20 protein-coding genes are annotated in these 23260 nt (G+C 35.3%); 11 read left to right on the plus strand and 9 right to left on the minus strand.

The features are described from left to right. Positions 1-10: 10 nt before the first annotated feature. The 3 genes from OMO38_RS06205 (at position 11) to OMO38_RS06215 (ending at position 5355) form a co-directional block, all read left to right on the plus strand. On the plus strand, positions 11-1684 hold the full coding sequence (locus OMO38_RS06205) for a glutamine--tRNA ligase/YqeY domain fusion protein (protein ID WP_264749340.1): 1674 nt from the start codon (positions 11-13) through the stop codon (positions 1682-1684). Positions 1685-1975: 291 nt separating this feature from the next. Then, complete coding sequence (locus tag OMO38_RS06210; RefSeq protein WP_264749426.1) at positions 1976-3145, plus strand: MFS transporter; 1170 nt, start codon at positions 1976-1978, stop codon at positions 3143-3145. Positions 3146-3324: 179 nt separating this feature from the next. After that, a complete protein-coding gene (locus tag OMO38_RS06215; protein WP_264749341.1) occupies positions 3325-5355 on the plus strand; it encodes a TonB-dependent receptor in 2031 nt (676 codons plus the stop codon). Between the two features lie 6 nt (positions 5356-5361). Here OMO38_RS06215 and OMO38_RS06220 read toward each other — a convergent pair whose 3' ends face one another. Further along, positions 5362-6117 carry a hypothetical protein gene (locus OMO38_RS06220; protein ID WP_264749342.1) on the minus strand — a complete coding sequence of 252 codons (756 nt, stop codon included), beginning with the start codon at positions 6115-6117 and terminating at the stop codon, positions 5362-5364. 4 nt (positions 6118-6121) lie between these two features. Then, positions 6122-7084 carry a YpdA family putative bacillithiol disulfide reductase gene (locus tag OMO38_RS06225; protein ID WP_264749343.1) on the minus strand — a complete coding sequence of 321 codons (963 nt, stop codon included), beginning with the start codon at positions 7082-7084 and terminating at the stop codon, positions 6122-6124. A gap of 139 nt (positions 7085-7223) precedes the next feature. Here OMO38_RS06225 and OMO38_RS06230 point away from each other — a divergent pair, with 139 nt between their 5' ends. After that, a complete protein-coding gene (locus OMO38_RS06230; protein ID WP_264749344.1) occupies positions 7224-7859 on the plus strand; it encodes a hypothetical protein in 636 nt (211 codons plus the stop codon). Between the two features lie 40 nt (positions 7860-7899). Here the strand turns inward: OMO38_RS06230 and OMO38_RS06235 are convergent, their stop codons facing one another. The 7 genes from OMO38_RS06235 to OMO38_RS06265 all read right to left on the minus strand — a co-directional run bounded on the left by OMO38_RS06235 (position 7900) and on the right by OMO38_RS06265 (position 15543). Beyond that, entirely contained in the window at positions 7900-9195 is a 1296-nt protein-coding gene (locus OMO38_RS06235) for a glycosyltransferase family 4 protein (RefSeq protein ID WP_264749345.1), read from the minus strand. A gap of 322 nt (positions 9196-9517) precedes the next feature. Beyond that, complete coding sequence (locus OMO38_RS06240) at positions 9518-9925, minus strand: GxxExxY protein (RefSeq protein WP_264749346.1); 408 nt, start codon at positions 9923-9925, stop codon at positions 9518-9520. A gap of 27 nt (positions 9926-9952) precedes the next feature. Continuing rightward, positions 9953-12487, minus strand: coding sequence for a YfhO family protein (locus OMO38_RS06245; RefSeq protein WP_264749347.1), 2535 nt, complete (start codon positions 12485-12487; stop codon positions 9953-9955). 141 nt (positions 12488-12628) lie between these two features. Further along, positions 12629-12859, minus strand: coding sequence for a hypothetical protein (locus OMO38_RS06250; protein WP_264749348.1), 231 nt, complete (start codon positions 12857-12859; stop codon positions 12629-12631). Positions 12860-12946: 87 nt separating this feature from the next. Further along, entirely contained in the window at positions 12947-13993 is a 1047-nt protein-coding gene (locus OMO38_RS06255) for a DUF6263 family protein (protein WP_264749349.1), read from the minus strand. Between the two features lie 80 nt (positions 13994-14073). Continuing rightward, positions 14074-14874 (minus strand): 23S rRNA (guanosine(2251)-2'-O)-methyltransferase RlmB, encoded by an 801-nt coding sequence (rlmB, locus tag OMO38_RS06260; protein WP_264749350.1) that lies wholly within the window; start codon positions 14872-14874, stop codon positions 14074-14076. Positions 14875-15072: 198 nt separating this feature from the next. Continuing rightward, the gene (locus OMO38_RS06265) at positions 15073-15543 is read right to left on the minus strand and encodes a DinB family protein (RefSeq protein WP_264749351.1); all 471 of its coding nucleotides are present in this window, start codon (positions 15541-15543) and stop codon (positions 15073-15075) included. A gap of 250 nt (positions 15544-15793) precedes the next feature. On the opposite strand from OMO38_RS06265, the gene OMO38_RS06270 reads away from it, so the two are divergent. From OMO38_RS06270 to OMO38_RS06300, 7 genes are all read left to right on the plus strand, one after another. Beyond that, the gene (locus tag OMO38_RS06270) at positions 15794-16798 is read left to right on the plus strand and encodes an AAA family ATPase (RefSeq protein ID WP_229984174.1); all 1005 of its coding nucleotides are present in this window, start codon (positions 15794-15796) and stop codon (positions 16796-16798) included. 85 nt (positions 16799-16883) lie between these two features. Further along, positions 16884-17747 carry a DUF58 domain-containing protein gene (locus OMO38_RS06275; protein WP_264749352.1) on the plus strand — a complete coding sequence of 288 codons (864 nt, stop codon included), beginning with the start codon at positions 16884-16886 and terminating at the stop codon, positions 17745-17747. Positions 17748-17799: 52 nt separating this feature from the next. Then, a complete protein-coding gene (locus OMO38_RS06280; protein ID WP_264749353.1) occupies positions 17800-18696 on the plus strand; it encodes a BatD family protein in 897 nt (298 codons plus the stop codon). Then, a complete protein-coding gene (locus OMO38_RS06285) occupies positions 18689-19681 on the plus strand; it encodes a VWA domain-containing protein (protein WP_264749354.1) in 993 nt (330 codons plus the stop codon). Before OMO38_RS06280 ends, OMO38_RS06285 begins: the two co-directional genes overlap by 8 nt. Then, complete coding sequence (locus tag OMO38_RS06290; protein WP_264749355.1) at positions 19681-20688, plus strand: vWA domain-containing protein; 1008 nt, start codon at positions 19681-19683, stop codon at positions 20686-20688. Before OMO38_RS06285 ends, OMO38_RS06290 begins: the two co-directional genes overlap by 1 nt. Positions 20689-20786: 98 nt before the next feature. Continuing rightward, positions 20787-21524: a tetratricopeptide repeat protein gene (locus tag OMO38_RS06295; RefSeq protein WP_264749356.1), complete on the plus strand. Its 738-nt coding sequence runs from the start codon at positions 20787-20789 to the stop codon at positions 21522-21524. Then, the gene (locus OMO38_RS06300) at positions 21524-23260 is read left to right on the plus strand and encodes a BatD family protein (RefSeq protein WP_264749357.1); all 1737 of its coding nucleotides are present in this window, start codon (positions 21524-21526) and stop codon (positions 23258-23260) included. Before OMO38_RS06295 ends, OMO38_RS06300 begins: the two co-directional genes overlap by 1 nt.

Below are 23260 nucleotides of genomic sequence, written 5' to 3' on the forward strand. Positions count from 1 at the left end.
GTTTACTCTCATGGAAGAAGAAAAAAAATCACTCAATTTTATTGAGCAAATTATAGAAGATGATTTGGCAAACGGTATGAGCAATGATCAGATCCGTTTCCGTTTTCCGCCGGAACCCAATGGTTATCTGCATGTAGGTCATACAAAAGCGATCTGCATCAACTTTGGCTTGGGCGAAAAATACAATGCTCCCGTAAACCTTCGTTTCGACGATACAAACCCTGAAAAAGAAGAGCAGGAATTTGTAGATTCTATTATGAAAGATGTCGAATGGCTAGGTTTCAAATGGGATAAAGTGTTGTATGCATCAGATTACTTCCAGCAACTTTACGATTGGGCAGTTCAATTGATTAAAGAAGGGAAAGCTTACGTAGATGAGCAGCCATCACAAACAATTACCGAGCAGAGAAAAAATCCTGCAGAACCGGGAATAGAATCTCCGTTCAGAAACCGTCCTGTTGAAGAGTCTTTAGACTTATTCGAAAAGATGAAAAACGGCGAATTTGAAAGCGGTTCTATGTCACTTCGTGCAAAAATCGATATGGTATCACCCAATATGAATATGCGTGATCCTGTGATGTACAGAATTTTAAATAAGCCTCACCACAGAACCGGTACAGACTGGAAGATTTACCCAATGTACGACTGGGCTCATGGTGAATCTGACTATATTGAACAAATTTCGCATTCACTGTGTTCTCTTGAGTTTGAAAACCACAGACCGCTTTATAACTGGTATCTAGACCAGGTTTATGAAAAAGGAAAGGTGAAAAACAAGCAGAGAGAATTTGCAAGAATGAACGTTTCTTACATGATCACTTCCAAAAGAAAACTGCAGAGGCTAGTTGCTGAAAATGTAGTCAAAGGTTGGGATGATCCTAGAATGCCTACTATTTCCGGAATGAGGAGAAAAGGGTATACACCGACTTCTATCAGGAATTTTATTGATAAAGTAGGAGTTGCCAAGAGAGAAAATTTAATCTCCATTCAGTTACTGGATTTCTGTGTGCGTGAAGACCTGAATAAAGTTGCAAAGCGCGTAATGGCAGTTGTAGATCCTGTAAAACTGATCATTGAAAATTATCCTGAAGGACAAGAAGAATGGTTAGAGACTGAGAACAACCCTGAGCAGGAAAATGCGGGGACAAGGGAAGTTCCGTTCTCAAGAGAATTGTATATAGAGCGTGAAGATTTTCAGGAAGAGGCTAATAAAAAATTCTTCAGATTGAAATTGGGCGGTGAAGTGCGTTTAAAATCTGCTTACATCATCAAAGCTGAAAGAGTTGATAAGGATGAAAACGGTGAAATCACGACGATTTATGCTACGTACGACGAGAAATCTAAGTCAGGAAGCGGTACTGAAGAGAGTTTAAGAAAAGTAAAAGGAACTTTACACTGGGTTTCTGCATCACATGCGATTCCTGTTGATGTAAGAATTTATGATAACTTATTCACGGTAGAACAACCTGATGCTGAGAAGGATGTAGATTTCTTAAACTTCATCAATCCAGATTCTGTTTCTACCGTTCAGGGATTTGCTGAGCCAAGTCTGAAAGATGTGGCAGTGGGAGAGCCACTTCAGTTTCAGAGAATTGGGTATTTTACAAAAGATCAGGATTCTACGGATACAAATTTTGTATTCAACAGAACCGTAACACTGAAAGACTCTTATAAGCCGGAGTAAAAATTTATTTATATCATTATAAATGAAACAGGGCTTAATTTATTTTAAGTCCTGTTTTTTTGGTTTTAATGAAAAATTTAACCACAACAACACGAATATTCCCCACTAAATTCGACGTTTAAGATTCGTGATATTCGTGAAAAAAAATTAGTGCTATTCGTGTTTTAAATAGATTCATGACGTGTAGTTTATCCTATACATGTTGGGAAATTAATATTTTAATTAAAGAAAATCGTGAAACTCTTACATATTTACACAAGTTCGTACAAAGGACTTTCAAAAGAAAGCTGGATGCTGGCACTGGTTATGCTGATCAACCGTTCCGGCTCTATGGTACTTCCGTTTTTGGGAGTGTATATGACGGCGCATCTTAAATTCAGTATAGAAAATACCGGAATTGTTTTAAGCTTTTTCGGAATAGGATCAGTAATCGGTTCCTGGCTGGGCGGTTTTATCACCGATAAAATCGGTGAGTACAGAGTTCAGTACTTAAGTTTATTATTGAGTGTACCTCTGTTCTGTTTAATTCCTTTATTCAAAACGGAAGCTGGAGTTGCATTGATCATTTTACTGCAAAGTATTGTAAGCGATTCGTTCCGTCCTGCGAACTCTGTGGCGATTACCAAATATGCCAAACCTGAGAATATTACCAGAGCATTTTCTCTTAACCGGATGGCGGTGAATTTAGGATTTTCCATCGGTCCAGCTTTGGGTGGTATTCTTTCGGCAATATCTTATGACTTTTTGTTTTACAGCAATGCTTTTGCAGCTTTGATGGCAGGCTTACTTTACATTTCGTTTTTCTACAAAAGAAATAAGCTTGCGAAAATAAAAGCAAGAAAAGTACAGGAAGTTTTAGAAATCAAAAAAGAAAATTCGCCGTATAGAGATGGTAAATTTCTGATCTACTGTTTTTTCTGTATGCTGTTTTCAATATGTTTTTTCCAGCTTTTCAGTACATTGACCATTTTTTATAAAGATACAGCACATTTAAGTCAGCAGAATATTGGATATATTTTAGGCTATAGCGGATTCCTGGTGGTTTTACTTGAAATGGGATTGGTTCAGATTGCTGAGAAGTATTTTTCTCTGGCCCGAACGATGTTTTTAGGAACTTTCATTTGCGGACTTTCGTACGCGATGCTGGGCTTCGATCACAGTATTATGACATTGGTTATTTCAATGAGTCTTTTGTCTGCCGGTGAAATTTGGGCATTACCCTTTATGTCAACCATTACAGCCTTGCGCTCAGGTAAAAATAACAAGGGTGCGTACATGGGACTGAATGGAATTTCATTTTCAATCGCATTTATTATTACGCCGTATCTGGGAACTTTAATTGCCGAAAAGTTTGGATTCAATTCGCTTTGGATCGGCACCGGAGTTTTAGCAACAATGATTGCTGTTGGTTTTTATTTTATTGTTCCCTGGATGTTAAAGGAAAAGGAGGCAGAGATTTAATATTTAAAATATGATCAGAGAACATCATTAAAAAACGAATGGAATAAAGGGCGATTTTATGTAATTCTTAATAGAATATAGGCTGCAGAATTTCTGCAGCTTTTATTTTATCCCAGTATTTATCCGCAATACCTCAAAACTGTACAATATTTGCTAATGCAAATGTACAAACTGTTTTCATGACCAAATTTTACTTTTTAGCACTCACTTTTAGCGGTTCATTATTTTTTTCTCAGAAACGGGATTCTGCAACACTCATTTCCGAAGTACGGATCGATGCATACAAAAAACCGACCTCTTTCATAACCTCCACAAAGTCTGTTTCTGTAATTTCTGAAAATTTATTGAATCAGAATCCACCTGAAAGACTGCTTGAATCTGTCAATCAGATTGCCGGAGCGAGAATGGAAGAACGGTCGCCTGGAAGTTACCGGATTTCATTACGTGGAAGCACATTACGGTCACCTTTTGGAGTTCGCAATATAAAAGTATATCTCGATGATTTCATATTGTCTGACGCATCAGGAAATACTTATTTCAACCTTCTCTCACCTGAACTGATCAGCAGAATGGAAATTTATAAGGGTCCGGAAAGCGGAGATTTTGGGGCCGCGACCGGTGGAACGGTCTTACTGCAGACACAAAACTCAGAACAGACGGCTGCCCATCTTTCTGTGGGAAGTTATGGAACTTTTAATGAAAGTGTAAATTTTTCAAAACAGTTCGGAAAGCATTTTTTTCAGATTTTCCAGAATTATTATCGTACTGATTCTTACCGTGAACAGTCTGCTGTAGAGCGGAAACAGATTTTTATCAAAGATAATTTTCAGTACTCAAAAAATGCAGAGTTGAAAGCTATGATTCTTCTCTCAAATATGGATTATCAGACGCCTGGTGGTTTAACTTTAGAACAAATGCAGCTCAACAGAAAGCAGGCAAGACCAAAGACGGCGACCGTGTCCGGAGCAAAAGAACAGGATGCGGGAATTCGTAATAAAATGATTTTAGCTGGAATTTCGCATGAGTTTACCATTCTTCCCAACTTATCTCATTTCGTACTCCTTCAGGGTTCTTATGTTGATTTTGAAAATCCGTTTATCACCAATTTTGAAAACCGTTTTGAGAGCAATTATGCATTACGGACACATCTAAATTATCAGCAGAACTGGGATAAAGTTTCTGCAGAATGGAGATTGGGTTTTGAAGGGGGAACAAATAATATTTTCATTAAAAATTTTGATAATAATAGAGGAGTAGAGGGAAATCCACAGAACTTTGATAAGTTAAAAAACAATGCAGGATTCTTCTTCGTATCACAGAAACTGAATTTTAATGAAAAACTGTTTTCAGATATTTCTTTAAGTCTCAATTCAAATTCCTACGAATGGGAAAAGTTGTATCCAACGTATGAGAACGGAAGAACAAAATTTAAAGATCAGTTGCTTCCCAATCTTGGACTGACGTATCTTATTGGAAAAGGTTTTTCAGTTCGAGGAAAGGTTGGGAAAGGAAATTCTTCACCAACCAACGAAGAAATCCGTTCATCCAATCAGGAATTTAACCTGAACTTAGTTCCAGAATATGGATGGAATAAAGAAATAGGTTTAAGAAAACAGTTTGGAAATATCATTTTTGCAGAAGCTAATTATTTTGATTTCCGAATGAAAGATGCGATCGTAAGAAGACAAAACGAGCGCGGTCAGGAATTTTTTGTAAACTCTGGTGAGACGGTTCAGAAAGGAATAGAATTACTTTTAGAATCTAAAAATTTCAATCTTAAAAATGATTTTCTAAGCAATTTTAAATTCAGATTTTCAGGAAGTTTTTACGAATTTAAATTCAAAAATTATCAGCAGGGAATAGGAGACTTCTCTGGAAACGACTTGACAGGAGTTCCCAAAACTACGATTAACAGTTTGCTGAATTTCACTTTTTTCAATAAACTTGCGGTAGATTATTCTCATTTTTACACCTCAAAAATGCCTTTAAATGATGCGAATACCGTTTGGTCAGAATCCAATCTGATTGGGAATATTCAGTTCAGATATCCCGTGCAGTTAGAAAAAACAAGACTGAATTTATTTGTGCAGGTTCAGAATTTATACAATACCGATTACGTTTTAGGATTTGATATCAATGCTTTCGGAAACCGTTACTATAATCCGGCGGCAAAAAGGAATTTTGTTTTGGGCGTAAACGCTGTTTTTTAATCGTAATCAATTCAGATCAGATGATATATGGTCGATGTCTTCGTTCTTAACGTATTCAGGAATGTAGATCAGAGCAATTCTGATTTTACTGTCAAAAATGTTTAAAGGATGTATCCAAAAATTCCTTTTAATAAGAGTGGCAATTTCATTGTCATGATCGCCAAATCCCGAAATAATATTTACCTGTGCGACTTCCTTATCACGATTAAATAATAGTTCATAAACTGCAAAATTATTTTTTGGATGAAAGTTTTTTACCTTTGATAAACTTGATTTTCCATCTTTATTATTTTCAAAGTAAGATTTAAATGAAATATTATTAACAGGATATTTTCCTAAGAATGAAAAGAGGTTTTCTGCAGCAGCAATTTTACTTTTAGCAGCATCTGTTTTATCTAAACGGTAATGGGGCGTGCAGATAGAAATGATCTCTTCGGTGTTTTTGAGAAAAATAAGATACTTATCGCCTTTCTGTAAACCAACTTCACATGCATCGCCAAGTAAGTCTTCCGGTGATAAACCCGTTAAGCCACTAACAGTCAATGTGCTTCCATTGGGAACGCCTTTAAAGATTTTATCAAACTTTACATCAGCTTTATACATTCTTTTTGAAAGGTCATTATCGTGGGTCTTCAAAATCGTAATTTCTGCGACAATTAAATTTTTATTGTAATTCTCTGCAAGCGAAGTAGGTACACAGTCGCACGCTGATAAAAAATTAAATCCTAATAAAAATGTGATTAGAATTACGATTTTCTTCATGGGTTTATTTCTTAATAATATTTTTAACGATCATCTCCGCATGAATTCTCGAGTTTTCAATAAACCAAAGGTGAGTGTCTTTTCCGCCGCACACTACACCTGCCAAATATAAATTCGGAATATTAGATTCCATTGTTTCAGGATTGTAAACTGGGTTTAAACATTCTCCCTGAAGATCAATTCCTGAGTTTTTCAGAAATTCAAAGTCGGGAAGGTAACCGGTCATTGCCAAAACAAAATCATTTTCAATTTCCTTAATTTCACCATTATCATTTTTAAAAACAACAGAATTTTCTTTGATTTCCACTAATTCAGAATTAAAAAAGGCTTTTATATTTCCTTCCGCAATTCTATTCTCTATATCAGGCTTCACCCAATATTTTACATTTTTGGAAATCTCAGAATTACGGATTATCATGGTGACTTCAGCACCTTTTCTGTACGTTTCCAAGGCAGCATCAACGGAAGAATTACTCGAACCAATAACAACTATCTTTTGCTTTGCATACGGATAAGGTTCCGTGTAATAATGTTTTACCTTCTCTAAATTTTCTCCCGGAATATTCATCAGATTAGGGATGTCGTAAAAACCGGTAGAGATAATGACGTTTTTTGCCAAATATTTTGATTTTGAAGTTTCAACTTCAAATTTTGCTTCCTCTTTAGAGACTTTTAAAACTTTTTCATATAAATTGATATTCAGGTTTTTCTGTCTTGCAATTCCCTGGTAATACTCTAGACCTTCCTGCCGTCCTGGTTTGGGAGCCGCGGAAATAAAAGGAATTTCAGCAATTTCTAATTTTTCAGCAGTGGAGAAAAACTTCATGTACAGAGGATAATTGTATAATGAATTGACAATCGTTCCTTTTTCTACAATCAGGTAACTGAGGTTATTTTTCTCTGCTTCAAGCGCACAGTTTAAACCAATAGGTCCCGCTCCGATAATCAAAATATCTAAAATTTCCATCTAACAAATTTACGAAAATACACTCAGCAAATACAGAATGATGATCATCGTAGATTCAATTAATTCACTCAATAAAAATGCTTCCAACCGTCAACTCATCTGTTGGCATTGGTTTTGGACTTTTTATAAAAAATAAATAATGAAAAAGTCTTTTGCAATATTTTCTCTGCTCTTCATCTTATCTTGTGACAAAAAAGAAGATAAAAATCCTGCAGTTTCTACAGACAATCTAAAACGATCCAATGAAAGAACTGATACCAAGCAGGACGCCCTGTCAACAGAAGTTGCCTTAAAAAAGACCAATGATGAACTCTTACAGGCGATTAAAGTCGGTTATTATGATGTGTTTGCCAATTATATTCATCCGCAGAAAGGAGTTCGTTTTTCAATGTATGCTTTTACCAATAAAAATGAGGATAAGCATTTTACAAAAGCTGACTTTGAGAAATATCAAAATTCGAAAACTATTTTTACTTGGGGATCCAGGGATGGTTCGGGAGAAATTTATAAAGCAACGCTTAACCATTATTTAAAGGACTGGGTTTTTAAAAAAGACTTCACAAAATCTGAATATTCATTTAACAAATTCAAAGGTGGAGGCAATTCACTGAATAATTTGAAAGAAATGTATCCTGACAGCAATTTCACAGAAAACTACATTCCAGGCTCAGAAAAAAACGGTGGAATGGATTGGAACGCATTGCGTTTCGTCTTCGAGGAGTTTGATGGCAAATACTATATTGTTGCCGTTGTCAATGATGAATGGACAATATAATTTTTACTGAATGTCAACAGGTTCTCGTGCAAGCCTAAAATTATAAAATATCAGATAACTGTTTCGTTAAATTTCTTCTCGAAAATTGTTCAATATTTCCCGTGTTCTCGGATAAATTTCCGCTTTTCCAAAGTTCAAATTTTTCTAAAATGAAATTTTTAATTTCTTCAGAATTGTCGTAGCTAAAGTGTTTTCCTGCTTGGGTTTCATCTAAAATCTTGGCAACATCAGCATCATCAGGACCAAATGAAATAATTTGTTTACCTGTCGCTAAGTACTCGAATATTTTTCCAGGAATAATTCCTTTTGAAGACGCATTCGGGAAATTAGTAATCAACAGAACTGTAGAGTTTGACATTTCATTAACCGCCTTATCATGTGACAGATAACCCAAATTATCAATATGATTTTTTAAGCTTGAAGTTTCTATTGCATTTAGAATTTTGTCATCAATTCTGCCAACAAATTTTAATCTGAAATTTTCTGCAAATTCAGCATCTGTTTTAACTAATTCATCTAGTGCTTTCCAAAGGTTTTCTGGATTACGAAGCTGTTCCAGAACTCCAATATAGCTGAGTGTGAATTTTGTTGCAGAGTCTGCGGATTTGAGAGTCTGAGGATTTGAAGAATCACTTTCATCAAATCCGTTGGTGATGCAAACTGCATTGGCTCCATTTTTTCTGAAATTTTCCGCATCGGTGTAGCTTGTTGCTAAAGTAATATCAGCATTTTTGAAAACATCACTTTCAAGCTGACGGTGTTTTTTGTCTGATTTATTGGTAAGTTTTAAATGTTTATAGTACGAAATTTCCGTCCACGGATCACGGAAATCAGCAATCCATTTTATCTCAGGGAACTGCTTTTTTAATTGTAATCCAATCAAATGCAAAGAATGTGGCGGTCCCGAAGTAACAACAACATCAATCTTATTTATTTTTAAATATTGCTCTAAATATTTCACAGAAGGATTAACCCAAAAAACTCTGGCATCGGGAATGAAAAAATTTCCGCGAACCCAAATCGAAAGTTTAGATTTCCAGCTTTGGTTATTTCCAACATCAAACTGTCCCGCTTTGAATTTTTTATTGCTTTTATTAAGCTTTTCAGCCAACTGATAAGGCTCCCAGATTTTAGTTTTAATAATTTCTAAATCTTCCGGAACATCTTTCATCAAACTTTCATCAATCAAAGGATAGCTCGGATTTTCCGGCGTGAAAATAATGGGTTTCCAGCCGAATTCTGGAAGATATTTCGCAAACTTCAACCATCGCTGAACACCAGGTCCACCTGCAGGCGGCCAGTAGTAAGTGATGATAAGGATTTTTTTTGAGTCCATATTTTTTAAGCACCAAATGAGGCGGGATTTCTTTTATTGCCAGTTTTTTTTACCGCAAAAGAATCAAAAGATTTTATTTGTTTAATAGTTATTCAAAAGGTGGCAAAATGTTTTTGTTATTTTTTTGCTGGATAATTTTTTTTAATGCAAAAGCATCATAAGTCTGCTTTTGTTTTTTTGTAATTCCAAGAAAACTAATAATGTATCTTGATTTTAAAAATGATAAATTATTAGAGATTACATTTTGCAAACTTTTGGGCGTCTATTTAACATTTTTATCTTTTGTCTCTTTTGCGGTTAAAAAAACTACATCATCAATTTCTTAATCATACTGGTCATAATATTTATTAATAAAAGTTTCCTGTCCAAAGTGATAAAGATTCTTCACATTAAAATTCACCAATATTCCCTTCGGAACTTTTAATAAATTCATATAATTTATAACCTGAAATTTATGAATATCAGAAATGGCTACAACTGATTTAATTTCTAAAACAATTAAATTTTCAATCAAAAAATCGCATTTAAAATCACAGTTAAGCGGTTCATCTTTATACATAACTGGAATTTGAAATTCAGATTTAAATTCTATATTTCTTAAGCCCAATTCCTTTTCTAAAGCTTTATGATAAACAATTTCTGCCAGACCAGCACCCAAAATCTTGTGAACTTCAATGCAAGCTCCATTAATTCGGTAGGTTAGGTCAGTAATGTATTTTTGAGTAATCATACATTAGATTTTGTGTACTTTGAATGCTTAGATTGTCGCGGTTACTTTTTCGTCTCTTTTACGGTAAATAAAATAAATTCCACCAGCACTTAATATTATAAACAAGGCGAAACACAATAAAGAAATCCATTTTCCGGTTGCGATAACCTGCGGTTCGAAAACCATTCTGATGCTGTGCTCTCCGGCTGGAACGTGTACTGCACGCAACAAATAATCAGCCTTGATGTATGGAACTTCTTTTTCGTCCACAAACATTTTCCAACCATGCGGATAATAAATTTCAGAAAATACAGCTAACTGTGGTGTTTTAGACTGAGATTTAAATTCCAGTTCATCAGCTTCATATTTCGTTAAGTTAATGGAAGCTGTAGAATCTGTCTGAACCTGTTTTCCATTAAAATAAGCTTTGTCTGAAGCATTGATAACAGCAGTTTTTTTAGAATCAATATTTCCGAGGGATTTAATTTCTTCATCCGGAGTATTTACGAATTTCAGATCTGCAACAAACCATGCATTTCCATTTGCATTAGGGTTTGGAACAACCTGTGGCTCCTGAGGATTTCCGAAAATCATGTATTTTGTATTCAGTAAATTCAGGATTTTCGGTGTTTTTACACTGTCTGCATTGGAAATGTACTCATTCAATAAATCATCATAACGTCTCAGTTTTACTGCGTGATAACCACCGATCGAAGATGCAAAATAGGAAGTATTGGTTTCACTGGTTACACCCAATACCTGATTATAAACTCTATAATGTTTTTTGTCTTTTTCGGCAATAGTTTCCAAAGTTTTGTTCACCGGAATGCTTGCTAAGATAGATTGTAAATTAGGATTGTCGCCCACTTTTTCTGCCAAATAATCTGAACCTTCAGTCTGGAAAGGGTTTTCGGCGAAGATTTTATCTACATAATTATCATCATTCAGATAACGTTTGTTCACTGTCCAAAGATCGAACAAACTTACTGCTCCAATGATTATCAAAGCAACATTCTGATTGAGTTTCTGCTTTAAGCTGAAAAATAAAACCGCTGCAGTGATTCCTACATAGAGTAGTGCTTTTATCGCATCAATTCTGAATAGCTTGAATCTTTCGTCTGTTAAATAATCCAGCAAAAATGGAGGTAAATATGTTTTCTCGTTATCGGTATGAAAACCTAGTAAAGCTTTTCCAAAAATGATAAACAGTAAGGTTAAGCCTAAAACTCCACCGCTCACATAGGTCAGAATTTTCTTTTTGTAATTTTCTTCTAAACTTGAATCTGTATAGAATCTGTACAATCCAATGATGGCAATCAATGGGAATAGTAATTCAATGACGACCAAAATTGAAGATGGTGCTCTGAATTTACTGTAAAAAGGAACATATTCAATAAAGAAATCTGAAAGCGGCATAAAATTGCTTCCCCAAGCCAGTAGTATTGTTAAAATGGTTGCTCCGAGAATCCAGTAGCGGTATTTTTTCCAGGCAAAAAAGAATCCTAGAAGAGCTAGGAAACATACAACTGCTCCTTGATAAGCTGGTCCTGAAGTTCCCGGTTGGTCGCCCCAATATGTGATACTGCCAAAACCTTTGGAAATTCTGTCGTACTCAGCTTGTGAAGTGACGTTGTCCTGTACCAGCTGTTGTACATTTTCCATCATTTCTTTTGCTTCAGGTTCCTGACTTCCGCCTCCCATTAATCTTGGAATGAAGAGGTTTAAAGTTTCCAGTTTACCATAACTCCACATCAGAATGCTTTCTTTATCCATTCCAGAGTTTCCTGCGGTATGGCTTTCTGTATTTAAAATCTGTTTTCCTCTTACGGTTTCTTTGATGTACTCAGAGTTGGCCATAATCCGCTGAGAGTTCATCCCAACACCAATCGCTAATGCACTTGCAATAATTCCGGAAGAAATCAGGAAATGTTTCATCGGGGTTTTCTTCTGAATTGTTCTAATTAATTCAGATAAAAATAAAAATCCTAATCCCAAAAACAGATAATACGTCATCTGTGGGTGGTTGGCAGCGACTTGTAATCCGAAGAACAGGGTAGTGACAATAAATCCGAGGACGTATTTTTTTCTAATATACACCAATAAAATTCCGGCTAAAAGTGGTGCGAAATATTCAATGGTATTTACTTTTCCGTTGTGCCCTGCTGCTATGATAATGTAGAAATAGGTTGAAAGACCAAAAAATGTAGCTCCCAAGAGGGCATATTTCCAGTTTCTAACGGCGACCATTCCGAGAAGAAAGAATCCCGAAAATAGAAGAAATAGGTAGTTGACAGGTCTCGGAAGAATATTCAGATAGCTGTCTAATTTTTTAATAATATCACCTTCAAAACGGCTTCCCATCTGGTATGTAGGCATCCCTCCAAACATCGAATCGCTCCAGTACGTTTCTTTATCGTAACTGTCTCTGTAGTCGATGAGCTCTTTTGCACCACCACGATACTGAACGATATCATGTTGAAAAAGCTGCTTTCCTGTAAACACAGGTGTGGAATATAAAAATGCTAAAACTAAGAATGCGATAATTGAAATCGCAATATACATTAAGTTTTTATTTTTCGCCATTTTGCTTATTAAGTTGAGATTTAATTAAGAAGTTTTTCATGATTTTTTTTAACCGCAAAAGAAACAAAATATTTTACTGAATATTTTAGATTATTAAAAGTTTACAAAATGTAAAAATTCCTTTTGCGGTAAAGTTATGCTTTAATGTTTCGAACTGTTTTTATCTTTTACTTCCTCATAGTCCACAGTCTCTGCGTCCCATTTCACTTTCTTTTCAATATTCGTGTTTGAGTTTTTAGTTTCCTGATTCGGAACGTTGTTAGGTTTAAAGCCTGTGTATTTATAGAAAGATTTAAAGAAAATTCTTTTTAAAATATTCCAGACGAAAAAAATAATGATCGTAGCGATTACAAGCTCAAAAATGAATTTCATAAAAAATTATTTTAGTATTCAATGTTTACTATTCAAGATTTAACGTTTGTTGTTACTAGAAAACGTTAAGCTCTCAATCCCTCAAACTTATTTTGCTGCAGGATTAACCATTACAGACGCATTTGAAACACTCTTCATGCTCTGAGACTGCTTTCCGTCTGAGATCGTTTCCACTTGAGTGGTTTTAACATTGATATTTTGGTTGCTGATCCAACCTGTATTTTGGTCAAATTTAATGGTTCCGTTTTGAGCCAATTCACTGCTCATGCTGTGCGTCATTTCGCCCTGAGATTTTTTCTCTTCTTTTTTAGGAATTCCTCCGGTTACAGAAATTTCTGCAATTCCGTTTCCTACACTTTTCAAAACGTAGTATGACGTTACTTTATATTTTCCGCTTTCGTCAGCGCTTTCGCTGGTTGTCCATTTTTCGCCAATCTTAACTCCTTTTTTAGGAATAATCGTTAGGTTTTTAGAAAACTGATCTTTCAAAACTTTTTCATTAAAGCTCTGTTTAAGACCTGCCACAGCACTTGCTTTCTGGTTCGCATCTTTTATAAGAGTTCCTAAAGCGTTTGAAATTTTTGTGTAGATTGCATCAAAACCTGTGATGGAGATTACATTCCCTTTGCTGTCCATCTTCATATTCAGTTTATTACCCGTCAAAGCACGGTTAACATTCCAAATCATTTTAAGATTATCTTCTTTTGGAATAGGAAGTTTGGTGTCAACTACAATGGTTTTGCCGTCAGCACTTTGAGAATTTCTTTTTCCAATCAGATTGATCGTGATATCGTAAACTCCACCTTTCACGTCATTTACAGTAAATGTCATTTCGTCAGTAGATTCACTCGTTCCATTCAAAGTTTTTCCCTGTGGATCAGTCATTGTCTTTACATCTCTCTGATATGTGGTTAAAGGGTATGTTTTTCCTTTCTCCAATTTAAATGACTGTGTAAAAACACCCAAAGAGTCTTTAATGGCCGGGTTTTCTTTCACTTCAGCTACAGAGTCTGCAGGAACTTCTACGGTAATTGTCTTTCCGGTTTTAGGATCAACTTTAGTGATGGTCGCCGTTTCTTTTTTACAAGAAATTATGGCTAAAGATATCAATGCTAATGCTGCTATATTTTTCATAAATAGTATTCTGATTTAAAGAAATGCTTCCTTTTTAACTCAGGAATTTTAGAATTTCTTTTTTTTAATTTAAAATCTGATTAATTAATTTTCACCAATTTTTGTCTCATTGCCTCATAGAGAATGGCTCCACAAGCTACAGAAACGTTCAGTGACTGTGTTTTTCCTTCAATAGGAAGTTTTATTTTTTCGTCTGAATGATGCAATACTTCTTTTGAAATTCCTGTTTCTTCATTACCCATTACAATGGCGCAAGGCTCTGTGAAGTTGACATCGTAAATAAGCTTCTGTGCTTTTTCAGTTGCCGAAAATACAGAAACTCCACTCTGTTGAAGATAATCTACAACGTGAGCCAGATTATTTTCTTTACAGATTTTGATATTGTACATCGCTCCTGCAGAAGTTTTTATCGCATCAGAATTGATGGGTGCTCCACCTTTTTCCGGGATGACAACTGCATGTATTCCTACACATTCTGCAGTTCTACAGATGGCTCCGAAATTTCTTACGTCTGTCAATCGGTCAAGAATTAAGATGAAGGGTACTTTCCCCTCTTCAAATAATTCAGGGATAATGTTTTCTATTTTGTGGAAAGGTACATCTGAAATAAACGCCACAACACCCTGGTGGTTTTTTCTCGTAAAACGGTTCAGTTTCTCAACTGGAACATAGTTCGGACGAATTTTATATTTTGCTAAAACCGCTTTCAGTTCTGCATAAATTTCTCCCTGCAAAGCATTCTGCACAAAGATTTTGTCAATCGTTTTTCCAGCTTCTATTGCTTCCAAAACAGGACGTAATCCGAATATGAAGTCGTCTTTTTTATTAGGTTCTGAATTTCTAAATTCAGGTTTTGAGTTCTTATGTTGAAAATCTTCCAAAATTTTTATTTTTATTTTTAAATGAATAATTTTAGTTATTCATATTTTATGTTACGTTAGTTTGTTTAAAATTGTCAAACTTCAAAAAGGAAAGGGTTTAAAAAAAGCGAGCTGTTAGTTAGTTTCCTTTTTTGAACTTTAAAAAGAAGAACATTTATCTAAAAACTTTTGTGCCTTTTGTGGTTTTTAAATAGGCTTTTATCCCTTTTCCCCTAAAATTGCTCTCTTCTGTGCCATTGCATAGCCATAATGCAGGCTCTCATGCATGTTGTTGAAAATAATTGCATCCTGGATGCTTTTCAAATCCATTCCGAAACTTGTCGTGTAAGGCGTATAGTCTGAAAAGAAATCACTGTCATAATCTTTCATCAGGATTTTTGAAGTTTCGGTTAAAAGAAATTCCAAATCTTCAACTTCAGATTTCTGCACATTCAGGTTGGGCATTGTTCCTTTTTTGTAAGTCTCAATCCAATATTTGTCAATTCTGAAAGGATTTCCACTGAGGTAATAGTGCAGTAACTGCTGTGTGGCAACAGTGTGTGCGATATTCCAATACATATTGTTATTAAAACCATCAGGGATTAATAAAAGATCTTCGTGAGAAGTGTCCTGCAAGATGTCCAAAAGGTTTTTTCTAACCTGTCTGTGAGCTTGAAAATGATAATTCATATTTCAAAAATTTAATCACCAAAAATAGTTTAATAAACTGAAAATGACAATTTTTGAGTAGGGGTTTAGAGCAAAATTTATGTATTTTTTATGATTTTAGAATTAAAAGAAATGCAATTAATGATTTATGTGATTCCGAATCTGCCAGAGCGGCTGGAATATTTAACAAATTTTAACTCAAAAATGGCATTCATTGTGTTGATTAATGCAAGTATTTATTAGAAATTTACCAATTATTTTAATTTAAACTATGTCAGATTCATATCAAGCAGAAGACATTCGTCAGCTTACAGAAAAAGTAAGAGAACAGAATTATTTCTTTTCACTTTTGAGACAGGAAATCAACAAAGTAATTATCGGACAGGAATATATGATAGACCGACTTTTGGTTGGTCTTTTGGGTAATGGTCACGTTTTGCTGGAAGGAGTTCCCGGGTTGGCAAAAACATTGGCGATAAAAACCTTAGCAGAAGCTGTTCATGGTGATTTCTCCAGAATTCAGTTTACACCCGATCTACTTCCTGCAGATGTTGTTGGAACGATGATTTACAATATTAAAGAAAATGATTTTTCTATCAAAAGAGGTCCTGTTTTCGCCAACTTTGTACTTGCAGATGAGATCAACAGAGCTCCGGCGAAAGTGCAGTCCGCACTTTTAGAGGTAATGCAGGAAAAGCAGGTGACCATTGGGGATGAAACCATGCATCTTCCAAAACCGTTTTTGGTATTGGCAACGCAAAACCCAATTGATCAGGAAGGAACCTATCTTTTGCCTGAAGCACAGAGCGACCGTTTTATGCTGAAATGTACGATCGATTATCCGGAATTTGAGGATGAAAGAAAAGTAATGAGAATGGTTTCTACATCTCATCAGTACGATGTAAAACCTGTGATTTCTTTACAAAATATTGTTGAAGCAAAATCAATTGTCAACCAAATTTATTTGGATGAAAAAATTGAGAAATATATTCTTGATATGGTCTTCGCGACCCGTTTTCCTGATAGATATGGACTTTCTGAACTGAAAAATTACATCAGTTTCGGAGCTTCGCCAAGAGCGTCGATTAATCTGGCCATCGCTTCTAGAGCGTATGCATTTCTAAAAGGAAGGGCATTTGTAATTCCTGAAGATGTAAAAGAACTGGCAAAAGATGTGTTAAGACACAGAATCGGATTGACTTTTGAGGCGGAAGCCGAAGAAATTACGTCTGAGGAAATTGTGAATAGAATTTTAGCTAAAATACAGGCGCCTTAAGTAATGTAACAATTTACCAATGTATTAGTTTAGCAATTTTGAGATTGTTATATTAATAAACTGATACATTGTTACATTTGAAACTATGCAGATAAAAGACATTGTAAAAAAGGTAAAGCAAATAGAAATCCGTACTCGTAAGAAGACGGAAGCTTCTTTGATGGGACAGTATCACAGTGCTTTTAAGGGGCAGGGAATGACGTTTTCTGAAGTTCGCCCTTATCAGTTTGGTGATGAAATCCGTAGAATCGACTGGAATAAAACTGCCCGTTTCCGAGAACCATTCGTGAAAGTGATGGAGGAGGAGCGCGAACTGACGATGATGATTTTAGTTGATATTTCTGCGTCAATGGATTACGGAACAAAAACCCAGCTGAAAAGAGAATATGTTGCAGAAATTGCTGCCAGTTTAGGTTTTTCTGCAGCCGGGAATAATGATAAAGTGGGATTAATTTTATTTGCTGATAAAGTGTATAAAGTAATTCCGCCGCAAAAGGGAAGAAAGCATATTCTGTCAATAATCAGTAACATTCTTACTGCAGATTACGTACCTGCAGTTTCTAAAATTGATAAGGCTTTAGAGTACATGATGGGAATTTTCAAACGAAAATCTCTGGTGTTCTTGCTTTCAGATTTTGGAGATGATTATGATTCTAAGATGCTTCGCGTTGCATCAAAAAAACATCAGCTTTTGGGTATGAGAATTTTCGACGAAAAAGATAATGAAATTCCTGATGTTGGATATACGCTTTTTCATGATGCCGAAACCGGTAAAGAAATATGGGTGAATACATCTAATGCGAGATGGAGATATACTTTTGCAGAAGCTCAGAAGCAAAAATTAAGAGCTCTGGAAGAAGATTTTGCCAACAGTTCGGCAAGCTTTATGAATATCAATACCAGCGACGATTACTCAAAGTTGCTGTATCAATATTTTCAGAAAAAATAAATTTAGATTTTAAAAATAAATTTGGCTCTTGCCAAAAACTGATCAATTAAAATTGAAAAAATTAGTATTACTCTTATCATTTTTCATCTGTGCAAATGCTTTTTCACAGATACTTTCCTCGAATCTTGAAAAGAAAACTCTGGCTCTTGGTGAAGTCAATCGCTTTACCGTAAAAATTGATAATCTGAATAATCAGGAAGTGAAAGCGGCTGCAAAAGACGGGTTGCTTCCATTTCATTTTGAAGAAATAAAAGACAGCATTGGAGTTCAGTCAAATTCTTATCATAGAAATATCGAATTTTCTGTTTTTGAAGAAGGAACTTATACCATTCCTGAACTGGAGTTTAAAGTTGGAGACAAAATCTTAAAAACAATTCCTTACGAAATTGAAGTAGTGAATACTGCTCAAAAAGATGATGTCATCAATGATATAATGAATAATAAAGACGTCAAACTTGATGTTACAGATTATTGGCAGCTTTATAAATGGTACGTTTTAGCCTTCTTGGCGTTGATTGCTGTAATTATTGCGATCATCATGTTTGTGAGATATGGCAGAAAATCAAAAGATTCTCCGGTTGTTGCGACCAATCAGACGTTGAAAGAATTGGATTCTTTAAAAAAGAAAAAATATATTGAAGAAGGAAATTACCGTTCATTTTATGTAGAACTGATCGATATTTCAAGAAAATTTATTGCGAAACAGTACAGAATTCCTGCTGACGTTCTACTGACCGATGATCTGGTTCATCTGATGAAAGAAAACAATACCATTTCGCAGGATAACGAAAAAATTATTGAAGATGTGTTTTTCAGAGGCGATCTGGTGAAATTTGCTAAAACATTCCCTGACCAGCAGACGATGGAAAAAGATTTTAACGAAATTACTGACTTTGTGAAAAGATCATCAAAGGATATAGAATTTGAAAACCTGAGAAAAGATGTTTAATTTCGAGTTTTACAGTCCTTTGTTTTTATTTTTGTTTGTCCTGTTTATTCCGTTATTAATCAGAGATTTCAGCAGAAAAAAACTGAAAGGGATCAAAGTTCCTACGGTTCAGAATATGAACAGCAGCAATGGTATTCTGCCAGTTCTGTTTTTACTTAAAATATCGAAATACATTATTCTTTCCTGCCTTTTCGTTGCAATGGCAAGACCGAGAACTTTCACCATCTCTCAGGATCGAGATGAGACCAAGGGTGTTGATATTATGTTTGCAGTCGATGTTTCTCTCAGTATGTTGTCTAAAGATCTTTCACCAGACCGGCTGACGGCTTTGAAGGAAATCGCCATTCAATTTGTCGAAAAACGTCCGAATGATAGGATTGGTGTAGTTACTTACGCTTCCGAAGCTTTTACCAAGGTTCCTGTAACGTCAGATCACCAGGTGGTCGTTGATGAATTTAAAAATTTAAACACTGCCGAACTGTATCCGGGAACCGCGATCGGAGAGGGACTTTCCGTTGCAGTTAACCACTTAAGAACAAGCAAGGCTAAAAGTAAAATCATTATTCTGATGACTGATGGTGTGAATAATGTTGAAAACGCAATTCCTCCACAGGTCGCAGCAGAACTAGCTCGAAATAATGATATTAAAGTGTACTCAATCGGGGTAGGAACAAACGGCATTGCATTGATGCCAACAGCGGTTGATCCTTTTGGAGATCTGATTTTTACGGAGACACAGGTGCAGATTGATGAACCTGTTTTAAGAGAAATTGCTCAGGAGACCGGAGGAAAATATTTCCGTGCGACATCAAACAGCAGTCTGGAAGAAGTTTACAGTGAAATTAATCAGCTCGAAAAATCTGATGTGAAAATTTCTAAGCTTTACAATTATGAAGAATATTTTAAGATTTTCCTTTGGGTTGCTTTAGGAATGTTGTTTTTTGATGCGTTACTGAGATGGGTATTATATAAATTTTTAAGCTGATGGAATTGTATTTAGGAAATTATTGGTACTTATTACTATTGCTGCTTTTGCCGGTCTTGTCATTTTTTCTCATCCGATATTTAAGATGGAAAAAGAAGAGCAGAGATCTGTTTGCAGAAAGCCGTTTTCAGGAAGCTTTATTCGAAAAAAAATCCGGATTTATTAAAGTTTTTCCGGTCTTATATTTTGTAGCGACCTTATTTTTAATTTTCTCGATTATTGATCTGCTGAGCGGTTCTGAGGAAGTGACCACCAATCAGAAATTCAATAATGTGATTTTTATGCTGGATGTTTCTAATTCTATGAATGCAGAAGACATTGAGCCAAACCGTTTGGTTGAAGCTAAAAATCTTGTGGTTCAGACAATGCAAAAACTGAGAAATGATAAAGTGGGAATGATCATTTTCGCTGGGCAGGCAACATCCATAATGCCTCTGACTACAGATTACAATTCTGCAGAAACTTATATAAACGGCGTTGAAACCAACTCAATAAAAATTCAAGGAACAGATTTCCTGAAAGCGATGGAAACAGCTGTTGACAAATTTAAAAACATTAATAAAGGTTCAAGAAAAATTGTTTTGCTGAGTGACGGTGAAGATAATGAGGGAAATGACAATGCCGCCATCAAACTAGCCAACAGTGAAGGAATTATAGTAACTTCAGTCGGAATAGGTTCTGATGAGGGAGCACCCGTTCCGGAGTATGAATTTGGACAATTAATGGGTTATAAAAGTGATATGAACGGTCAGACTGTCATTTCAAAAAGACAGACTGAAGCACTTCATAAAATGGCTGAATCTACTGGCGGAACGTACATCGACGGAAACAATATCAACGAAGCGCCGGACAGAATTATAGAAGCTCTGAACAAAAAAGCATCATCCACTGCAAGTATTGTAAAGTCACAAAATGCCAATCATTATTATCAGTATTTCTTGGCAGTTTCTATATTCTTTTTTCTGATCATTTTTTTATTTAATCCTAAAAGAGATTTTAACATATAATGAACGATTATTACAATCTCAGTCAAATAAATACTTTAACCCAACTTTAACAATTAAAGAACTGTTTCTTAACATATAAAGGAATAATTTTGCAAGTGATGAATACTAAAATTTTATTTTTATCGTTGATGATTGTTTTTTCTTTCTCAAGCACATTGTTTGGGCAGAAAAACTATAAAACTTTAGTGTATGAAGGCAATCAGAAATTTAATGGTAAAGATTACGATGGCGCATCATCAAGGTACATGGAAGCTGTAAAATCTAATGAAAAGGAATTTACTGCACATTACAATTTAGGAAATGCTTTATATAAAAGCAAAAAATACGAGGAGGCAAAAGCGGAGTTTGATAAAGCACAGAGTCTTTCGCAGACCATTCCAGATAAAGCGGCGGCTTTGCACAACTTGGGAAATACCTATATGCAGATGAATCAGCCTGAAAAAGCAGCTGATTTTTATAAACAATCGCTGAAGCAGGATCCTTATAATGAAGCTACCAGAAAGAATTTTGAGATTGCAAAATTGAAGGAAAAACAAAATCAGCAGAAGAAAGATCAGGAGAGCAAATCCGGTAAAGGCGGCGGGGGCGACGATCAGCAGAAAAATAAAGACAAAAATGGTGATCCTAAACAGGATCAGGGACAGGGCAAAAACAATGAAGGTAAAAGTCCTGAAGGTGATCAGCCTGAGAAAGATAAAAATAACCAGGGCAAAATGCCTAAAGATCTTGAAAACGCTATATTGAATAAAGTAAGCGAAAAAGAAAAAGAAACCGCCAGAAGAATTTTAAACAAAAATTCTTATTCGATGCCACAAAGCAACGAGAAAGATTGGTGATGAAGCAAAAATTATTTTACATACTGTTGACTTTTGTCTCCGTAATTGCTTACGGACAGGTGGAACTAACCATGAAACCTGATAAAAGTGATTACAACGGTAAGGAAGTGGTGAATCTCATCATTACGCTAGAATTAAATGGTGATAATTTGGTACAGCAGAGTAAAATTCAGCTTCCTGATTTATCTAAATTTAACATCATTGGAAACGGATCATTTAACCAGGGTGTCAGAGATCCGGAAACCAATATTGCTGTAGAGCAGTATATCACAAAAATTGCACTTGAACCTAAGCAGAAAGGTAAAATTAGAATCGGCTCTGTTTTGGTTACTGTCAATAATAAAATCTATAAGACTGAGCCTTTCGATATCTTCATCCGTGATGTTGAGAAAAAGCCCATCGCAAAAAATACTGATCATGATGTCTTTCTCAACATGGAAATTGAAGATAGAGAAGTATACCAGGATCAGCCTACAGTTGCAGTATTAAGAGTCTATTCCAGAAATATAGACAACCTTCGTAAAGTAAAAAACATTCATCTTCCTGAGCAGGATAATATCAATGTGCATCCTGTGAACTTTCGTAAATCTGAAATCGACCCTTCTGGTATTGGAAATATGCCGTCGCAGATTTTGGCGATGTTTATAGTATTTCCGAATGAATCAGGATATGTTGAGGTGCCGTCAGTTTCCGCTTCGGTAAATTCATATGCTCACAAAAACAGAATCGTTTCTAATAAAGTGAAGCTGAATGTGAAAAAACTTCCTGAAGGTTCGCCAGAAAGCTTTAAAAATGCAGTCGGAAACTTCAAAGTAGATGTTTATCACGAATCGACAGAGAAAATTGAGGCTAAAAAACCGGTCAATGTTGTTTTGAAAGTTTCAGGTGAAGGTAACCTGGCTGATATGCAGCTGCCGAAAATTGAAAGTTCACCAGATTACGAGATTTTTGCCCCAAAGATTACCTCCAAAGTAATTACCGGACTCGACGGAATGAAGGGGTATATTTTAGCCAATTATGTTTTAATTCCGAATAAAGCGGGTCAGCTTAATGTGAAAACTGAAGAATTTGCATTCTTTAATCCTTCAGAAAAAGAATATGTCAATCTCGGTCAGGAAAATCTGAGCCTAATGGCGTTTTCGCATGATCAGGTATTGGAGGCGCGTACTACGGTGGAGAAAGTAAATGAATATACCAATACTTTACTGGAAACCGTCAACAGTCCGGTATTAAAAACAACAACCTTAAAAGTAAAAGAAAAAAGCAGATTCAACTGGGGAATTCTACTGATCAACATTGGAATTCTTTTCGGATTGTTTATCGCTTATCTGTTGTTCAAAAATTGGCAAAAAAAACGCAATATATTTAAAGAAAAAACAGCTCCCAAAGACCTGGGTTCAGTGGCCGAAACTGAAAGAGAAATACGTGAAAGTCTGAAAACAGATGTTGGTGATTATTTCACATATCTTGAAAATTTAAAAGACAGCCATAATTTCGATCAGTTTTTTGTAACAGTTGATGAGTTGGACTCCGAAGTGAGAAACCAATATTTCCAAAGTTCTAAAGAGGATTTCAGACAGTTTCTTGAAAGCTACAAAGGAAGTTCTGTTGCTGAGGAATACAGAAATCTTTCTCAAAGAATTCAGATAGAAAAATACACACCCGTAAAGTCAGAAGATGGAATTGGAGATTTGCTGAAAGATATTATCAATTTGTATTCTCAGATTAGTAAATAA

The sequence above is a fragment of the Chryseobacterium kimseyorum genome, from assembly GCF_025971945.1.
In the GTDB taxonomy this organism is placed as follows: domain Bacteria; phylum Bacteroidota; class Bacteroidia; order Flavobacteriales; family Weeksellaceae; genus Chryseobacterium; species Chryseobacterium kimseyorum.